Consider the following 14,274-nt stretch of genomic DNA (forward strand, 5'->3'; position numbering starts at 1 on the left):
CTCAACGCGCGAAAGTGTTGCAGGCGTCGATGCTGCCGGTCTGAAGGCCCTTCAGCAGATATTGCGTGCGTTGCGCCGATGAGCCGTGCGTGAAGCTGTCGGGCACGACATAGCCGCGCTGGGCTTTCTGCAGACGATCGTCGCCGATCGCCTGAGCGGCGGCGACCGCCTTTTCGATGTCGCCTTCCTCGAGGAACTGCCGGCGCGCATTGCCGTTATTGGCCCAGACGCCCGCGAGGCAGTCCGCCATCAGCTCCACGCGCACGGAGAGGTTGTTGGCCTCCGCGCGACTTGAGGCGCGAGCCTGGGCGCGCTGCACCTTGGGCAGGATGCCGAGCAGGTTCTCGATGTGATGCCCCATCTCATGCGAGATGACGTAAGCGTAAGCAAAATCGCCGCCGCCGCCGAAGCGCTGTTTCATGTCCCGGAAGAAGGAGGTGTCGAGATAGATGCGCTGGTCGATCGGGCAATAGAAAGGACCCATCGCCGACTGCGCCATGCCGCAACGCGAGCTGGTGACGCCGTCGAAGAGGACGAGACGCGGCGGCTGGAACTGGATGCCCTTCTGCCGAGGCAGCACTTCCGACCAGACTTCCTCGTTGGAGCCCAGCACCTTGGAGACAAAGAGGCCCAGCTGATCCGTTGGCGCGCCCTGCTCCCCGCGCGGCGCCTCCTGACGCGTGACCTGGCTGGGCCCGCGCATCTTGTTCAGCATCTCGGCGCCGCCGATGAGAATGGCGGGATTGACGCCCAGCGCCCAGCCGATGATGCCCAGTATGACCATTGTGCCGAGGCCGATACCGCCCGCGCCCATGCCGGGTCCTCCGGCGACCATCGGTCCTTCCTGGCCGCGGCGGTCCTCAATGTTCTCGGATGTCTGTAAATCTTCCCATTTCATATTCGCTGGCTCCGCCGGGGCCGAACTCAGGGCCGCCCGAAAACCTATTTAATGGACGCGGGCGGGCCTGTGTAGGGGAATAGCGACGGCTCAGGCCTTCTCGGGCAGGTTGAGCCGGATGTGCAGCTCGCGCAGCTGCTTCATGGTGGCGTCCGAAGGGGCGCCCATCAGCAGGTCTTCCGCGCGCTGGTTCATCGGGAACAGCGTCACCTCGCGCAGATTCTCCTCCTCCGCGAGCAGCATGACGATGCGATCCACGCCGGGCGCGATGCCGCCGTGAGGCGGCGCGCCATACTGGAAGGCGCGATACATGCCGCCGAACTTCTCGATCAGCACGTCCTCGCCATAGCCCGCGATCTCGAACGCCTTCTTCATGATCTCGGGGCGGTGGTTTCGGATCGCGCCCGAGGACAGCTCCACGCCGTTGCAGACGATGTCGTATTGATAGGCGAGGATGTCGAGCGGATCCTTCTCCTCCAGCGCCTCCATGCCGCCTTGCGGCATCGAGAAGGGGTTGTGCGAGAAGTCGATCTTCTTGTCGTCCTCGTTCCACTCGTACATCGGGAAGTCGACGATCCAGCAGAATTCGAAGACGTCCTTCTTCGAGAGGCCGAGTTCATTGCCGATGCGGATGCGCGCCATGCCGGCGAGCTTGGCCGCCGCCGTCTCCTCGCCCGCCGAGAAGAACACGGCGTCGCCCGCCTTCACGCCCGCCTTGGCGGCGATCGCCGCCTGCGCGTCGGCCGGAATGAACTTGGCGATCGGCCCCTTGCCGACGAGCGCGCCGCCTTCGTCCTCGAAGATGATATAGCCGAGGCCCGGCGCGCCTTCAGACCGCGCCCAGTCGTTGAGCTTGTCGAAGAAGCTGCGCGGCTGGCTTGCTGCGCCCGGCGCGGGGATGCCGCGCACGGTCTTGCCGCGGAAGGCCTTGAAGGTGACGCCCTCCCCCTCGAACTCGGCGCTGAGATCGACGATGATCAGCGGATTGCGCAGATCGGGCTTGTCGGAGCCATATTTCAGCATCGCCTCGCGGAACGGAATGCGCGGGAATTTCTGCGTCACGGCCTTACCGTTCGCGAACTCCTCGAAGACGCCGCGCAGCACCGGCTCCATCGAGTCGAACACGTCCTCCTGCGTGACGAAGCTCATCTCGACGTCGAGCTGATAGAATTCGCCCGGCGAGCGGTCGGCGCGGGCGTCCTCGTCGCGGAAGCAGGGCGCGATCTGGAAATAGCGATCGAAGCCCGCAACCATCAAAAGTTGCTTGAATTGTTGCGGAGCCTGCGGGAGCGCGTAGAACTTGCCGGGATGGAGGCGCGACGGCACGAGGAAGTCGCGCGCGCCCTCGGGGCTGGAGGCGGTGAGGATCGGCGTCTGAAACTCGAAGAAGCCGCCCTGCTTCATGCGTGTGCGGATCGAGTCGATGATACGGCCGCGCAGCATGATATTGTTGTGGAGCTTCTCGCGGCGCAGGTCGAGGAAGCGATATTTCAGACGGGTGTCCTCGGGATACTGCTGGTCGCCGAAGACCGGCATTGGCAGTTCGCCGGCGGGGCCGAGGACCTCGATCTCCGCGACATAGATTTCGACGTGACCCGTCGGCATGTCGGGATTCTCGGTGCCGGCCGGGCGCTTGCGCACCTCGCCGTCGAGGCGCACGACCCATTCAGAGCGCAGCTTCTCGGCCTGCGCGAAGGCGGGCGAATCGGGATCGACCACGCATTGCGTGAGGCCGTAATGGTCGCGAAGGTCGATGAACAGCACGCCGCCGTGATCGCGGATGCGGTGGCACCAGCCCGAAAGGCGAATCTTCTGGCCGGCGAGCGCCTCGGTCGGCTCTCCACAATTATGCGAACGGTAGCGATGCATGGGCCGCTTTCGGTTGGGAATCTCGGGAAACGCCGGAGAGGCCCGGCGACGCGCGCGAGAAGAAGCGCAATGCGGTCGTCCCTGTCAAGCCAAGAGGCCCCCCGCCGCAAGTCCCACCCGGCGGCCTATTTCCTGAAAAACGTCTCCGCCGTCGCGCTCGCCGCAACCTTGGCGGCGCGGCCATTCTCCAGCCGCGCGATCTCGTACTTCAGCGCGGCGATACGCGCGTCGATTTCCGCGACAGACAGGAGGTCGAGCGGCTGGCCGATTTCGAACGACGGGCGGCGCGGCGGGTCTTCGTCTTCACTTTTCATATGTATACAACCCTCAGTTGTAATTTGACGTTAACTGTCGCGCTCTAGCCTGCTCCCCGCAAGCGCCCTTTCGGGCGTCAGCATGATTAATCGTCGAGGTCGTTCGCAAGAACGCGACTTCCATGCAGAGGCGCTGTCGGATGGGCTATATTCTGTCGATCCTGCTCTCGATCTTCCCGCTTCTTGCGTGGAACAAGATCCGCGAACTGCTGACTCCGACCGGCTTCGAGACTGCGATGCGCGAAGGGGGAACGGGCCTTCGTGGCGACATGATGCGCTTTCTGGCGCTTCGTCTGGACGCGATGCAGATCACCGAAACGCAGTTCGTGGTCACGTCGCTGGTTATGGGACTGCTGCTGATTTTCATCGGCTTCCTGTGCGACGTCCTCCTCCACGACCGAGGATTCGGGCCGAAAGGGAACAGCGGCGTGCTGCTGTTCGGCGCCGCCATTTTCTCGACGGCCTGGGTGGCGCTGGCTCCGAAGGAATATATCACGATCTTCTCGGGCACGGTTCTGATCTCGGCGGTCGGCGGAGCCGTGACGCTGGTGGCGGCGGCCCTGTTGAAGCGCGCCCTCGCCGCGGCCTTCGACGGTTTCACGAGCAAGGGGCCGTCACGGCCCGAGGGCGTCTCCATGCGTCATGCGCGCGGCAATCCAATGACCGTCCTGAGACGTCGAGTGGGTTCCAGCGGACACTGAAAAACGCCGAGAAAGTTACAGGCCGACCGGACGAAAGGCGTCCAGGCGAGCGCGACGGTCGCCGCCCGCGACGATAGGTAGTCACCCGTGAACTATCCATAAGGCGCTGTTGAGACACTGTTTTCCGTATTGGAAAAGTATCGTTTTTTGCAAGAAAGCGGGTGCTTTCGGTCTGTTTTCCGGCGATTTGATCTGGGCGGCATGGCGTGATTCTCTCCTTTTCGGGATCGAAAAGGGAGACGCTTTCGATGCGGCCGAAGGAGCGACGCGACAGCGGGCAGAGCGATCTTTTCCGGGCGCGGCTCGATCAGATCGTCGACAGGGCGCATCCGCTCGTAAAGCTCGCCGCGGCGATCGACTGGGGCTTTCTCGAGCAGCGCTTCGGCGCGGTTTATTCCGACGGTCCCGGCCAGCCGCCGCTGCCGACGCGGCTCATGGCCGGCCTCGCGATTTTGAAGCACATGCACGACCTCTCCGACGAGGTTTTGTGCGACCGCTGGCTGGAAAACCCCTATTATCAGCTGTTCTGCGGCGAGGAGTTTTTCGCCCATCGGCTGCCGTTCGACCGCTCGTCGATCACCCGCTGGCGCCAACGCATGGGCGAGGAGAAGCTCGCGGCGCTATTGCAGGAGAGCCTGTCCGTCGCGACTCGCACCGGCGCAGCGAAGCCCGCCGACTTCACCAAGGTGATCGTCGACACGACGGTGCAGGAGAAGGCCGTCGCCTTCCCCACCGACGCGAAGCTCATGCACCGCGCGCGAGAGAGGCTTGTGCGGCTCGCCAAAAAGCATGGCGTCGCGCTGCGCCAGTCCTATGAGCGAATCGGCAAATACGCGCTCATCGACCATCAGCGCTACAAGCACGCCAAACAGCACAAGCGGGCGAACAAGGCGCTGCGCAAGATCAAAACATTCCTTGGCCGCGTCATGCGCGACATCGCCCGCAAGGCAAAGGGAAACGAGGCGCTCATCGATGTCTTTCGCCGCCCATTGTGGCTGGCCGAGCGCGTGCGCGAGCAGCGCCAGAACCAGAGGGGCAAGAAGGTCTACAGCCTGCATGCGCCGGAGGTGGAATGCATCGGCAAGGGCAAGGCCCACAAGCCCTATGAGTTTGGCGTGAAGGTGTCGGTGGCGACGACGCTGCATCGCTCGAAGGGCGGGCAGTTCATCGTTCACGCCAAGGCGCTGCCGGGCGCGCCTTACGACGGCCACACGCTGGCGACGGTCATCCCCGAGATGGAGCAAATGATCGGCGCGCCGATGCAGCGCATTCTCGCCGACCGCGGCTACCGCGGCCACAATGCCCCGCCAGAGCGCAAGTTCCGAGTGTTCATCGCCGGCCAGAAACGGCGCATGACCAAGGCGATCAAGCGCGAGATGAAGCGCCGCTCCGCTGTCGAGCCGGTGATCGGCCACGCCAAGACCGACCACCGCATGGGCCGAAACTTCCTCGCCCACGCCATAGGCGACGCCGCCAACGCGGTGCTGGCCGCCGCCGGCTACAACTTCAGACGCCTGCTGGCCTGGCTGAAGTTTTTGCGCGCCTTCATCGACGCGCTCTTCTCAGCCTATGGCGAAGCCCTGTCCGCAGCTTCAAGCGCATTCTTCACGGGAGACTAGGTAACAGTGGAAAATCGGCGACGGCGCTTGTCGCGGCCGAGGTTTGCGCCACACTTGAAGGACGAGGCTCCGTTCGTCGGCGGCGGACCGCCGAAAGCGCGGCGCGGAGCCCGCGGAGACAGAAATGTCCTTCTCTCCCTTCAGTCGCCCGACTGACATCGAGGCGGCGATTGCTCGTTTGCGCAGTCGCTGGGCATGGTTCGTCGCCTTCGGCGCCTTCGCCGTCGCGCTGGGGCTGGCGACTCTCGCGCTCGCCAATGTGGCGACGATCTTCTCGGTCTATCTCATCGCCCTGTTCGTCATCATGGTCGGATGGTCGGAGATCATTCTGGGCGTCAACGCCCACATTTGGAGCCATCGGCTGCCGCTCATTCTGGTTGGCCTCCTTTATGTCGTCGCCGGCTCCTTCATGCTCGCCAATCCCCTCACCGGCGCGGCGGCCTTCACCCTCCTGCTCGGCGCCGCCCTGCTCGCGACCGGCGTCGCGCGGGCGGTCTTCGGCGCAAGCCTGCCGGAAGGGCCAAGCGTCTTCATCGTCCTTGCGGGGGCGCTGACCAGCGTGCTCGGCATGATCATTCTCTTCGACTGGCCCGATAATTCGAGCTACGTGCTTGGACTGTTCCTCGGCGTCGATCTGCTATTCTACGGCGCGAGCTGGATCGGATTTGGCCTATTGGTCCGGGAGCGCTAAAGCTGAGATAAGGCGCGCTCCGCCCATTATTCCAACCCGTAACCAAAGACGCGGGAAGAAGAAACAGATGACGAAATGGGTCTATAGCTTCGGCGCGGGTCGATCCGAGGGCTCGGAGTCCATGAAAGACCTCCTGGGCGGCAAGGGCGCCAATCTCGCCGAGATGGCCTCCCTTGGGCTGCCGGTTCCGCCGGGCTTCACGATCACGACCGAGGTCTGCGCCTGGTTCTACGCCCACGGCCACACCTTCCCGGCGGACCTCGAGGCGCAGGTGGACGCGGCCCTCGCCGAAGTTGGCCGGGTCGCCGGGCACGCCTTCAACGACACGGAATGGCCGCTGCTCGTCTCCGTGCGCTCGGGCGCGCGCGCCTCCATGCCCGGCATGATGGACACGGTGCTCAATCTCGGGCTCAACGACGAGACCGTCGAGCGGCTCGCCCGTTTCTCGGGCGATGACCGCTTCGCCTGGGACTGCTACCGCCGCTTCATCGAAATGTATTCCTCGGTCGTGCTCGGCGTGGAGCATCACATCTTCGAGGAGCGGCTCGAGGAGATGAAGGAAGAGAAGGGCCAGACGCTCGACACGCAGCTCTCCGCCAACGACTGGCGCGCGGTCGTCGCGGCCTTCAAGGCGATCGTGGAGGCGAATGCGGGCTGTGGCTTTCCGCAGGAGCCGCGCGAGCAGTTATGGGGCGCGATCAAGGCGGTATTCTCCTCCTGGATGAACCATCGCGCCATTGTCTATCGCCATCTGCACAACATCCCGGAGAGCTGGGGCACCGCCGTGAACGTGCAGGCCATGGTCTTCGGCAACATGGACGCCAATTCCGCGACCGGCGTCGCCTTCACGCGAAATCCGTCGACCGGCGTGCGCGAGCTCTACGGCGAATATCTGATGAACGCGCAGGGCGAGGACGTCGTGGCGGGGCTGCGCACGCCACAGCCTCTGACGGAAGTCGCAAGCCGCGCGTCGCCGGGCGAGAAGATTTCGCTCGAGGCGGCGATGCCAGCCGTCTTCGCGGAATTCAAGGAATATGCGGACCATCTCGAACGCCATTACCGCGACATGCAGGACATGGAGTTCACGGTCGAGCGCGGCAAATTATGGATGCTGCAGACGCGCAACGGCAAGCGCACGGCGCGCGCGGCCCTGAAGCTCGCAGTCGACATGGCCAATGAAGGGCTCATCACGAGGGCTGAGGCGCTGACCCGCGTCGAGCCGACTTCGCTCGAACAATTGCTGCATCCCACCATCGACCCGGCGGCCAAACGAGACATCCTCGTCACCGGCCTGCCCGCCTCGCCGGGCGCGGCCTTCGGCGAAATCGTCTTCAATCCGGAAGAGGCCGAGACGCTCGCGACCTCCGGCCGCAAGGTCATCCTCGTGCGCACCGAGACGAGCCCCGAGGACATCGGCGGCATGCACGCGGCCGAGGGCATCCTCACCGCGCGCGGCGGCATGACCTCTCACGCCGCGGTCGTCGCGCGCGGCATGGGCAAGCCCTGCGTGACCGGCGCGGGCGCATTGCGCATCGATTATGAGGACCAGAGCTTCACGGTCGCGGGCAAACGTTTCGTGAAAGGCGACCGCATTACCATCGACGGTTCGGCCGGCCATGTGATCGCCGGCGAAGTGAAAATGCAGCGCCCTGAACTCACCGGCGAATTCGCCGTGCTGATGGACTGGGCGGACGAAACGCGCCGGATGAAAGTGCGCGCAAATGCGGAAACGCCGTCGGACGCGAGAGCCGCCCGCCGCTTCGGCGCCGAGGGCATCGGCCTTGCGCGCACGGAGCACATGTTTTTCGAGGGAGAGCGCATTGTCGCCGTGCGCGAGATGATTCTCGCCGACGACGCCGCCGGCCGCCGCGCCGCGCTGGAAAAGCTTCTGCCGATGCAGCGCGAGGACTTCAAGCAGCTCTTCGAGATCATGTCGGGCCTTCCCGTAACCATCCGCCTGCTCGATCCGCCGCTGCACGAATTCCTGCCGCACTCCGATTCCGAGATCGCGACGGTGGCCAAGGCCATGGGCGCGGACCCCATCAAGCTGCGACGCCGCGCCATGCAGCTCTCGGAATTCAACCCGATGCTGGGATTTCGCGGCGTCCGCCTCGCGGTCGTGTTTCCCGAAATCGTGGACATGCAGGCGCGCGCGATCTTCGAGGCGGCTATCGAAGCGAGCATGATCACAGGCGCGCCGGCGCAGATCGAGATCATGGCGCCGCTCGTCTTCGCCCGCGCCGAGCTCGATCTCGTCAAGGCGCGCGTCGCGGAGATGGCGAAACTCGTCGAGGACGAGACCGGCATCCGCCCGCGCTATCACGTCGGCACAATGATCGAACTGCCGCGCGCGGCGCTGCGCGCCGATGAAATCGCGCCCTCGGCGGATTTCTTCTCCTTCGGCACCAACGACCTCACACAGACCACGCTCGGCATTTCGCGCGACGACTCCGGCTCCTTCCTCGGCGTCTATGTCGAGAAAGGGATGCTGCCGCGCGACCCCTTCGTGTCGATCGACCAGGAGGGCGTCGGCGAACTCGTCGCCATCGGCTGCAAGCGCGCCCGCGCCGCAAACCCGAAGGTCACGCTCGGCGTCTGCGGCGAGCATGGCGGCGACCCGGCGTCGGTGGCCTTCTTCGAGCGGGTGGGGCTCGACTACATCTCCTGCTCGCCCTTCCGCGTGCCGATCGCGCGTCTGGCCGCCGCACAGGCGGCGCTTGGAAAGAAGGCGGTGAGCACCGCGTAAGAGCCCGTCCGCGCCGCCGCTATTTACTGACGCAAAAAAGGACGGCGCCATTCTGGGAATGGCGCCGTCCTTTTTTTGCCTTGCGCTTTTCCTCGACCGCGGAGTTCGCGCAAGGGGCGACAAGCTCGCCTTTGGAGACGTTACTGGATCATCTTCACCGTGCGGCCGACCTCGGGGGCGCCGACGTCGCCCTGGGGAGCGATCCAGTCGGGAACCCATGTGAGCGCCACGACGACGAAGGCCGCAAAAGCGATAACCCACATCAGGATCTTGCCCATTTCGGCATTGCTGTGCACTGCGAGCGCCATATCAGACCTCCACGATATGATGCGCCTCGACGCAACTGGCGTCTTCTGCGCCGTCGACTGTTGCGACGGGACGTATTGGGAGACGTGGGACCATTCCACCCGAAGGCAAGCAGTCCAGTGAGAAAAAATATAATTAAACCATTAGCTTGGCTGCGTGTCAGGCGGGGCGTTCTTCAGCCGCCCCATTCGGAAGCCGCGGTCAAGAGCTCTCGAGCTCTGCGTCCCGGTGGTTCATCTCGAACCGCCGCACGATGAGACGGACGAGATAGAGGCCGAATTCGGGGTTCTGGAAATAAAGCTGCTCGAACTGCTCATAGGTGATGACGAGGAGGCGCACGTCGCTCGCGCAGCGCGCTGTGGCGGTGCGCGTTCCATGCGCGGTGAAGAGCGCCATCTCGCCGAAAATATCTCCCGGCGCCAGGACAGCGCCGCACTCCACGATCTCGACGCTCCCCTCGACGACGACGAAGGCCTCGGTCGCCGGGTCTCCCTTTTCAAAGACGAGATCCGTCGCCCGCAGGCTGCGTGGATGCATGAAGGGCTTCAGCCACTCGATATTGAGATCGCTCTCATTGGCCTGGCGCACGCTGGCGATGAGGCGGCGCATCTCGCGCATGCGCGTGGCGTTCAGCGGAAAGTTGATGGCGTGCTTGACGATCGTCGGCAGGCTTCCCGTCCCGAGACCGACGATGACGCCGAGCACATTGCCGGACATCGCCATCATGCGCAACGGGATCATGCGCTTGGCGTAGGCCGCGCCCACCACGGTCGCCGCCTCCGCCCAGGCGAGCGCCGCCAGCGCATATCCCCCCATGTCCCGGGCCGTCTCGGACGAGGCCAGAGTCGCGGCGGCGTCGATCACGCTCTCGAACATATTCGTCCCTCATGGTTTTCGACGCGCTTATCGCGTGGGGCGAAAAATGCCAAGCTCCGTCGGACCCAAACTGGACTTTCTCACGCCCATGCTCAAATTGGGGACATGCGACAGGCGACACGAATTCTCCGCATCGACACGACCGGCCGCGGCTTTTTCGAAATCACCGTAAATATCTGCGATTTCGTGCGCAGCGCGCGCATGAGCGAAGGGCTGCTCACGGTTTTCTGCCGGCACACCTCGGCGTCGCTGCTCATCCAGGAGAACGCGGACCCGACCGTGCTGCGCGATCTCGAAACCGTCTTCGCGCGGCTCGCTCCGGAGGGCGCGAACTACATCCACGACACGGAAGGCCCCGACGACATGCCCGCCCATATCCGCGCGGCGCTGACGCAGACGCAGCTCTCCATTCCGCTCATCGGCGGCGCGCTGACGCTCGGAACCTGGCAGGGCGTATTCCTCTGCGAGCACCGCCGCCGTCCGCACCGCCGCGAGATCGCGCTACATCTGATCGGCGAGTAAATCAGCGTCACGGAAATCGAGGCGTCGTTCCTTGCAAGCTTGCCGCAGCCTTGCGCCATTCTGGCACGCTCGCGCTCGCGCCGCAGAAACGGTTCCGCAAGCCTAATAGTCGATAAGATTTTACGTAAATTCGCATCCGGGCGAGCGGCGGCTTGATCGCGATCGCTTGCGATTGCCGCCGTCGGACGTGGATAGGCTTATGCGTCGTCAGTCTAAAGCGCGTTGGGTGAATAGCGTCATGGGGCCCTGGGCGTTCAGCGTCATGGCCCCCTGGGCTCTGGGCGTTGGCGTGCTGGTGTCTTTCACGGCCGACGCCGGGCAGGACTCCGCCGGCGACTGGAACGTCGCCCCCCTCACCGCCCGCGCCCGCGCGACGAACGCCCCCGCCCCTTTCCGGCTGGCTTCTTTCGGCGACGCCGCGACCGGCGATTTCGGCATATCCGGCCAGAGCCGCGCTTTGGTGCAAAGCGCGCGGCTGATGGTCGGCGCGCCGGAGGACATCCGCTCCATCCCCGACGAGAGCGAGCCGCATGTCGATCTCAAGCCGGAAGTAAAGAATTTCCCGGAGGTCGACCGCACGCACAAGGGCGATCCCGTCGTCGCCATGCGCCCGACCTTCGACACGCATTTGATCACGCCGGAAAAACTCGGCATCCTGGAGCCCGCGCATCTGACCTTCCGGATCGAGGGAAAGAGCGCGGCGCGGACGGCGATCAAGCTTGCGCCGCGCGGCGTCATGCCGGGCGATGACGCAATCTACGAGGCTGAAGCCGCCAAGGCCGACGCGCTTTCGACCACTCAGACCCAGAAATCGACAGCCGCCGCCTCGCCGACGCAAACGGCCTCCACCGCGACGCCGCCGGTCAGCGAGCCTGCGCCCGCGACCGTGAACCCGGCGCTGGCCGAGCGCGCCCTGCACGGCGCCACGCCGCAGGTCTCGCGCGCCATGGCGCTCAGCTCGTCGACGCCCGCGCAGCCCGACGCGATCCCGATCGAGGTCTCGTCCTTCCCGCGCGCGATGCTCGCTTTGGGACGGACCGAAACCGGCGCCGCGCGTCCGGATTACGCCGCGCTGATCGATCACGACAAGCTTGATCGCGAGAAGCGTTGTCTTGCGGAAGCGGTCTATTTCGAGTCGCGCAGCGAACCGGAGGCCGGACAGGCGGCGGTCGCGCAAGTGGTGCTCAACCGCGTGCAGAGCGGGCTCTATCCCGCGAGCATCTGCGGCGTCGTCTATCAGAACCGGCATCACTACAAGGCCTGCCAGTTCTCCTTCGCCTGCGAGGGAAAATCGCTTCGCATCACCGAACGCGAGTCATGGGAGCGCGCCGTGCGCATCGCCAATGAGGTGATGGACGGGCGCACCTACATCACCGATGTCGGCCGCTCGACGCATTATCACGCGACATATGTGAAGCCGCGCTGGGCGCGCGCGCTGACGAAGATGGACGCGATCGGTCGTCACATCTTCTACCGGCTCAAGCCGGGGCAGACGTAGCCGGCGGACGCCGGACCTGACTCGCCGGCTCCCTGCTCCGCGTGGACGAATAGATCACGATCCACGCGATGAACGTCAGCGCAAGCCAGACCGACGCGAAGGGATGCTCGATCATCATGTAGCTTATTGCGTTCATTTTCCCCTCACAACGTGTGCAAGCGAAACGCCGAAAAAGTGAACCAAGCGCTTATGCTCAACTTGCAGGCGATGGCGCGGCTGCGCGGCGGAAACTAGGCGCGGCGCGTTAAAAACGGCGAAAGAGCCTGCGTAAACGCACCGTCAATTGCGGCGGTGGTTAACGCCGCTCGCTATTGCATCAAGGTCGCGCGCACGAGACCGCGCACGGAATTGCCGAGATAGAATTCTGGCGGTAGGTCCGCGAGCCGCAAGAAAGCTTCCCGCGCGCGCCCGTCGGCGAGAAGGCGCGCGCGCAGCGTTCCCGGCAGGAGGCCGCACGACAGCGGCGGCGTCAGCAGAATATCGCCCTGCGGCGCGAAGATATTGCAACGCGCGCTTTCGCAAACTTCTTCGCGCTCGTTGAGAAAGAGAACTTCATCCGCGCCGCAGCGCTTCACCGCTTCCGCAAGCTCGTCCTCATAAAGCGCGCGGCGCGTCGTCTTGTGACGCAGGAGCGGATCAGCGGAAGAAAAGCGCCGATGCGCAATTGCGACGCGCCAGACCGTTTCGGGCGGAACGGGATCGATCGGCGTGACGCTTGTTTCGATCCCGCCGTCGCGCGACAATACGAGCCTCACCCGCAGACGCCGATCCACGGCGCCGCCGACGGCCGCTTTCAAGGCGGCCCGCGCACGCGCCTCATCGTAAGCAAATCCGAGCGCCGCGCTCGATGAAGCAAGGCGCGCGAGATGCTCGGGCAGGAGATCGAACCCGCCGTCGCGCGTCCATAGCAGCGTTTCGATCAGCCCGAAGTCGTCGGCGCGCCGGTCAGGAATCGGGCCTTGATCAGACATTCCTCATACTCTTCGCGCGCGCGGCTGTCGGCGACGATTGCCGAGCCGACATTGCAGACGAGTTCATTATCGGGAAAGAGCGTCAGCGTGCGGATCGCGACATTGAAACGGATGTCGCCGTCCGGCGCGATCAATCCCAGCGACCCGCAATAAACGCCGCGCGCGGCGCATTCGAGATCGCGGATGATCTCCATGGCGCGAATCTTCGGCGCGCCGGTCACGGAGCCGCAGGGGAAAAGTCCCGTGAAGAGATCCGCGAGCGTGACGTCGTCGCGAAGGCGCGCCTCGATCCCCGAGGTCATCTGATGCAGCGTCGGATAGGTCTCGATGGTGAAGAGGTCCGTGACCTTCACCGAGCCGACTTCCGCGAGCCGCGACAGGTCGTTGCGCAGCAGATCGACGATCATCAGATTTTCGGCGCGCGACTTCTCGTCCTCGACGAGATATTGCGCGCGGGCCATGTCTTCCGTCGGCATGAAACCGCGCTGCGCCGTGCCTTTCATCGGCCGGGCGCGAATGTGCCGGCCCTGCGCCTCGAAGAAAACCTCCGGCGACAGCGAAACGACCGTCTCCTCGCCGAGCGCGACCACCCCGCCATAGGCGACGGGCTGGCGCTTGCGCAGGCCGCGATAGAGCGTGAGCGGATCACCCTCGTATCGGCCGTAGAGCGGGAACGTCAGATTGATCTGATAGACGTCGCCCGCGTAAATGTAATCTCGGCACTGCTGGAAGCGCCCGGCGTATTCGGCTTCCGTCCAGGCGGGCGTGAGCGGAATGCGCGGCGCGGCGCCTTCGGCCGGCGGCAGCGCCCATTGCTGCGGCGCGCGAAAAGCCCCGAAGAGCAGGAGCGGCGTGCGCGAGCGCGGCGTGACCTGCGTCGCGAATTTCGGCTCCAGCGCATAGCCCAGCTCATAGCTGGCGTAGCCCGCGAGATAGAGCCCGCGCTTCGTCGCCGCCTCCATGCGGACGAAGGCCTCCTTCACCTCGGCTGGCTCGCGCGCGGTGATGATCTCCTCGGGCTGGTCGAACAGCAGCGCCCGGCCGGCGTCGCGCCCGTCCTCGAAGACGACGTAAGGCCGCGCCGGCGCGTCGGTTCGCGTCAGGGCGGCGGGGCGTTCGGCGGCGTCGTGCATCTCTTGCGGGGCTCGGTCTAGCGGGGCGATGTTACAACAGACGCCTTCACGTATGAAAGCTGGCGGATTTCCGCAACACGTCAAATTGGCGGCGCTGACAAAGGATTTTGCTCTCGCTCCCGCCACGGGC

The 14,274-nt window shown here is 64.8% G+C and carries 13 protein-coding genes; 6 read left to right on the forward strand and 7 right to left on the reverse strand.

Annotated elements, in window-relative coordinates:
- Window position 1: 1 nt before the first annotated feature.
- From MET49242_RS09660 to MET49242_RS09670, 3 genes are all read right to left on the reverse strand, one after another.
- Complete coding sequence (locus tag MET49242_RS09660) at window positions 2–898, reverse strand: neutral zinc metallopeptidase (protein WP_036282632.1); 897 nt, start codon at window positions 896–898, stop codon at window positions 2–4.
- Between the two features lie 90 nt (window positions 899–988).
- Complete coding sequence (gene aspS / locus MET49242_RS09665; RefSeq protein ID WP_036282634.1) at window positions 989–2,767, reverse strand: aspartate--tRNA ligase; 1,779 nt, start codon at window positions 2,765–2,767, stop codon at window positions 989–991.
- A 125-nt stretch (window positions 2,768–2,892) separates the two neighbouring features.
- Window positions 2,893–3,081 (reverse strand): DUF1192 domain-containing protein, encoded by a 189-nt coding sequence (locus tag MET49242_RS09670; RefSeq protein WP_036282636.1) that lies wholly within the window; start codon window positions 3,079–3,081, stop codon window positions 2,893–2,895.
- A gap of 140 nt (window positions 3,082–3,221) precedes the next feature.
- Here MET49242_RS09670 and MET49242_RS09675 point away from each other — a divergent pair, with 140 nt between their 5' ends.
- The 4 genes from MET49242_RS09675 to ppdK all read left to right on the forward strand — a co-directional run bounded on the left by MET49242_RS09675 (window position 3,222) and on the right by ppdK (window position 8,838).
- Window positions 3,222–3,782 carry a hypothetical protein gene (locus MET49242_RS09675; RefSeq protein ID WP_036282638.1) on the forward strand — a complete coding sequence of 187 codons (561 nt, stop codon included), beginning with the start codon at window positions 3,222–3,224 and terminating at the stop codon, window positions 3,780–3,782.
- A gap of 248 nt (window positions 3,783–4,030) precedes the next feature.
- A complete protein-coding gene (locus tag MET49242_RS09680; RefSeq protein WP_036287573.1) occupies window positions 4,031–5,401 on the forward strand; it encodes an IS5 family transposase in 1,371 nt (456 codons plus the stop codon).
- Between the two features lie 124 nt (window positions 5,402–5,525).
- Window positions 5,526–6,092: an HdeD family acid-resistance protein gene (locus MET49242_RS09685; RefSeq protein WP_036282640.1), complete on the forward strand. Its 567-nt coding sequence runs from the start codon at window positions 5,526–5,528 to the stop codon at window positions 6,090–6,092.
- Between the two features lie 67 nt (window positions 6,093–6,159).
- The gene (ppdK, locus tag MET49242_RS09690; RefSeq protein ID WP_036282642.1) at window positions 6,160–8,838 is read left to right on the forward strand and encodes a pyruvate, phosphate dikinase; all 2,679 of its coding nucleotides are present in this window, start codon (window positions 6,160–6,162) and stop codon (window positions 8,836–8,838) included.
- Window positions 8,839–8,978: 140 nt separating this feature from the next.
- On the opposite strand, the gene MET49242_RS25760 is transcribed toward ppdK, so the two are convergent.
- Both MET49242_RS25760 and MET49242_RS09695 read right to left on the reverse strand, forming a co-directional pair.
- Entirely contained in the window at window positions 8,979–9,146 is a 168-nt protein-coding gene (locus tag MET49242_RS25760) for a hypothetical protein (RefSeq protein WP_192815591.1), read from the reverse strand.
- Between the two features lie 199 nt (window positions 9,147–9,345).
- Window positions 9,346–10,020, reverse strand: a complete 675-nt coding sequence (locus MET49242_RS09695; protein WP_051134104.1) for a Crp/Fnr family transcriptional regulator — start codon at window positions 10,018–10,020, stop codon at window positions 9,346–9,348.
- Window positions 10,021–10,125: 105 nt separating this feature from the next.
- Between MET49242_RS09695 and MET49242_RS09700 the strand changes: the two genes are divergently transcribed.
- Both MET49242_RS09700 and MET49242_RS09705 read left to right on the forward strand, forming a co-directional pair.
- Window positions 10,126–10,542, forward strand: a complete 417-nt coding sequence (locus tag MET49242_RS09700; protein WP_036282643.1) for a secondary thiamine-phosphate synthase enzyme YjbQ — start codon at window positions 10,126–10,128, stop codon at window positions 10,540–10,542.
- Window positions 10,543–10,741: 199 nt separating this feature from the next.
- The gene (locus MET49242_RS09705) at window positions 10,742–12,040 is read left to right on the forward strand and encodes a cell wall hydrolase (protein ID WP_051134105.1); all 1,299 of its coding nucleotides are present in this window, start codon (window positions 10,742–10,744) and stop codon (window positions 12,038–12,040) included.
- Window positions 12,041–12,348: 308 nt separating this feature from the next.
- Here MET49242_RS09705 and MET49242_RS09710 read toward each other — a convergent pair whose 3' ends face one another.
- Together MET49242_RS09710 and MET49242_RS09715 are read right to left on the reverse strand one after the other, a co-directional pair.
- On the reverse strand, window positions 12,349–13,011 hold the full coding sequence (locus tag MET49242_RS09710) for an aminotransferase class IV family protein (protein ID WP_036282647.1): 663 nt from the start codon (window positions 13,009–13,011) through the stop codon (window positions 12,349–12,351).
- On the reverse strand, window positions 12,960–14,144 hold the full coding sequence (locus MET49242_RS09715; RefSeq protein WP_036282649.1) for an aminodeoxychorismate synthase component I: 1,185 nt from the start codon (window positions 14,142–14,144) through the stop codon (window positions 12,960–12,962). The genes MET49242_RS09710 and MET49242_RS09715 overlap by 52 nt, the downstream gene beginning before the upstream one ends.
- Window positions 14,145–14,274 lie beyond the last annotated feature (130 nt).

This window comes from Methylocystis sp. ATCC 49242 (genome assembly GCF_000188155.2).
Taxonomy (GTDB): Bacteria; Pseudomonadota; Alphaproteobacteria; order Rhizobiales; family Beijerinckiaceae; genus Methylocystis.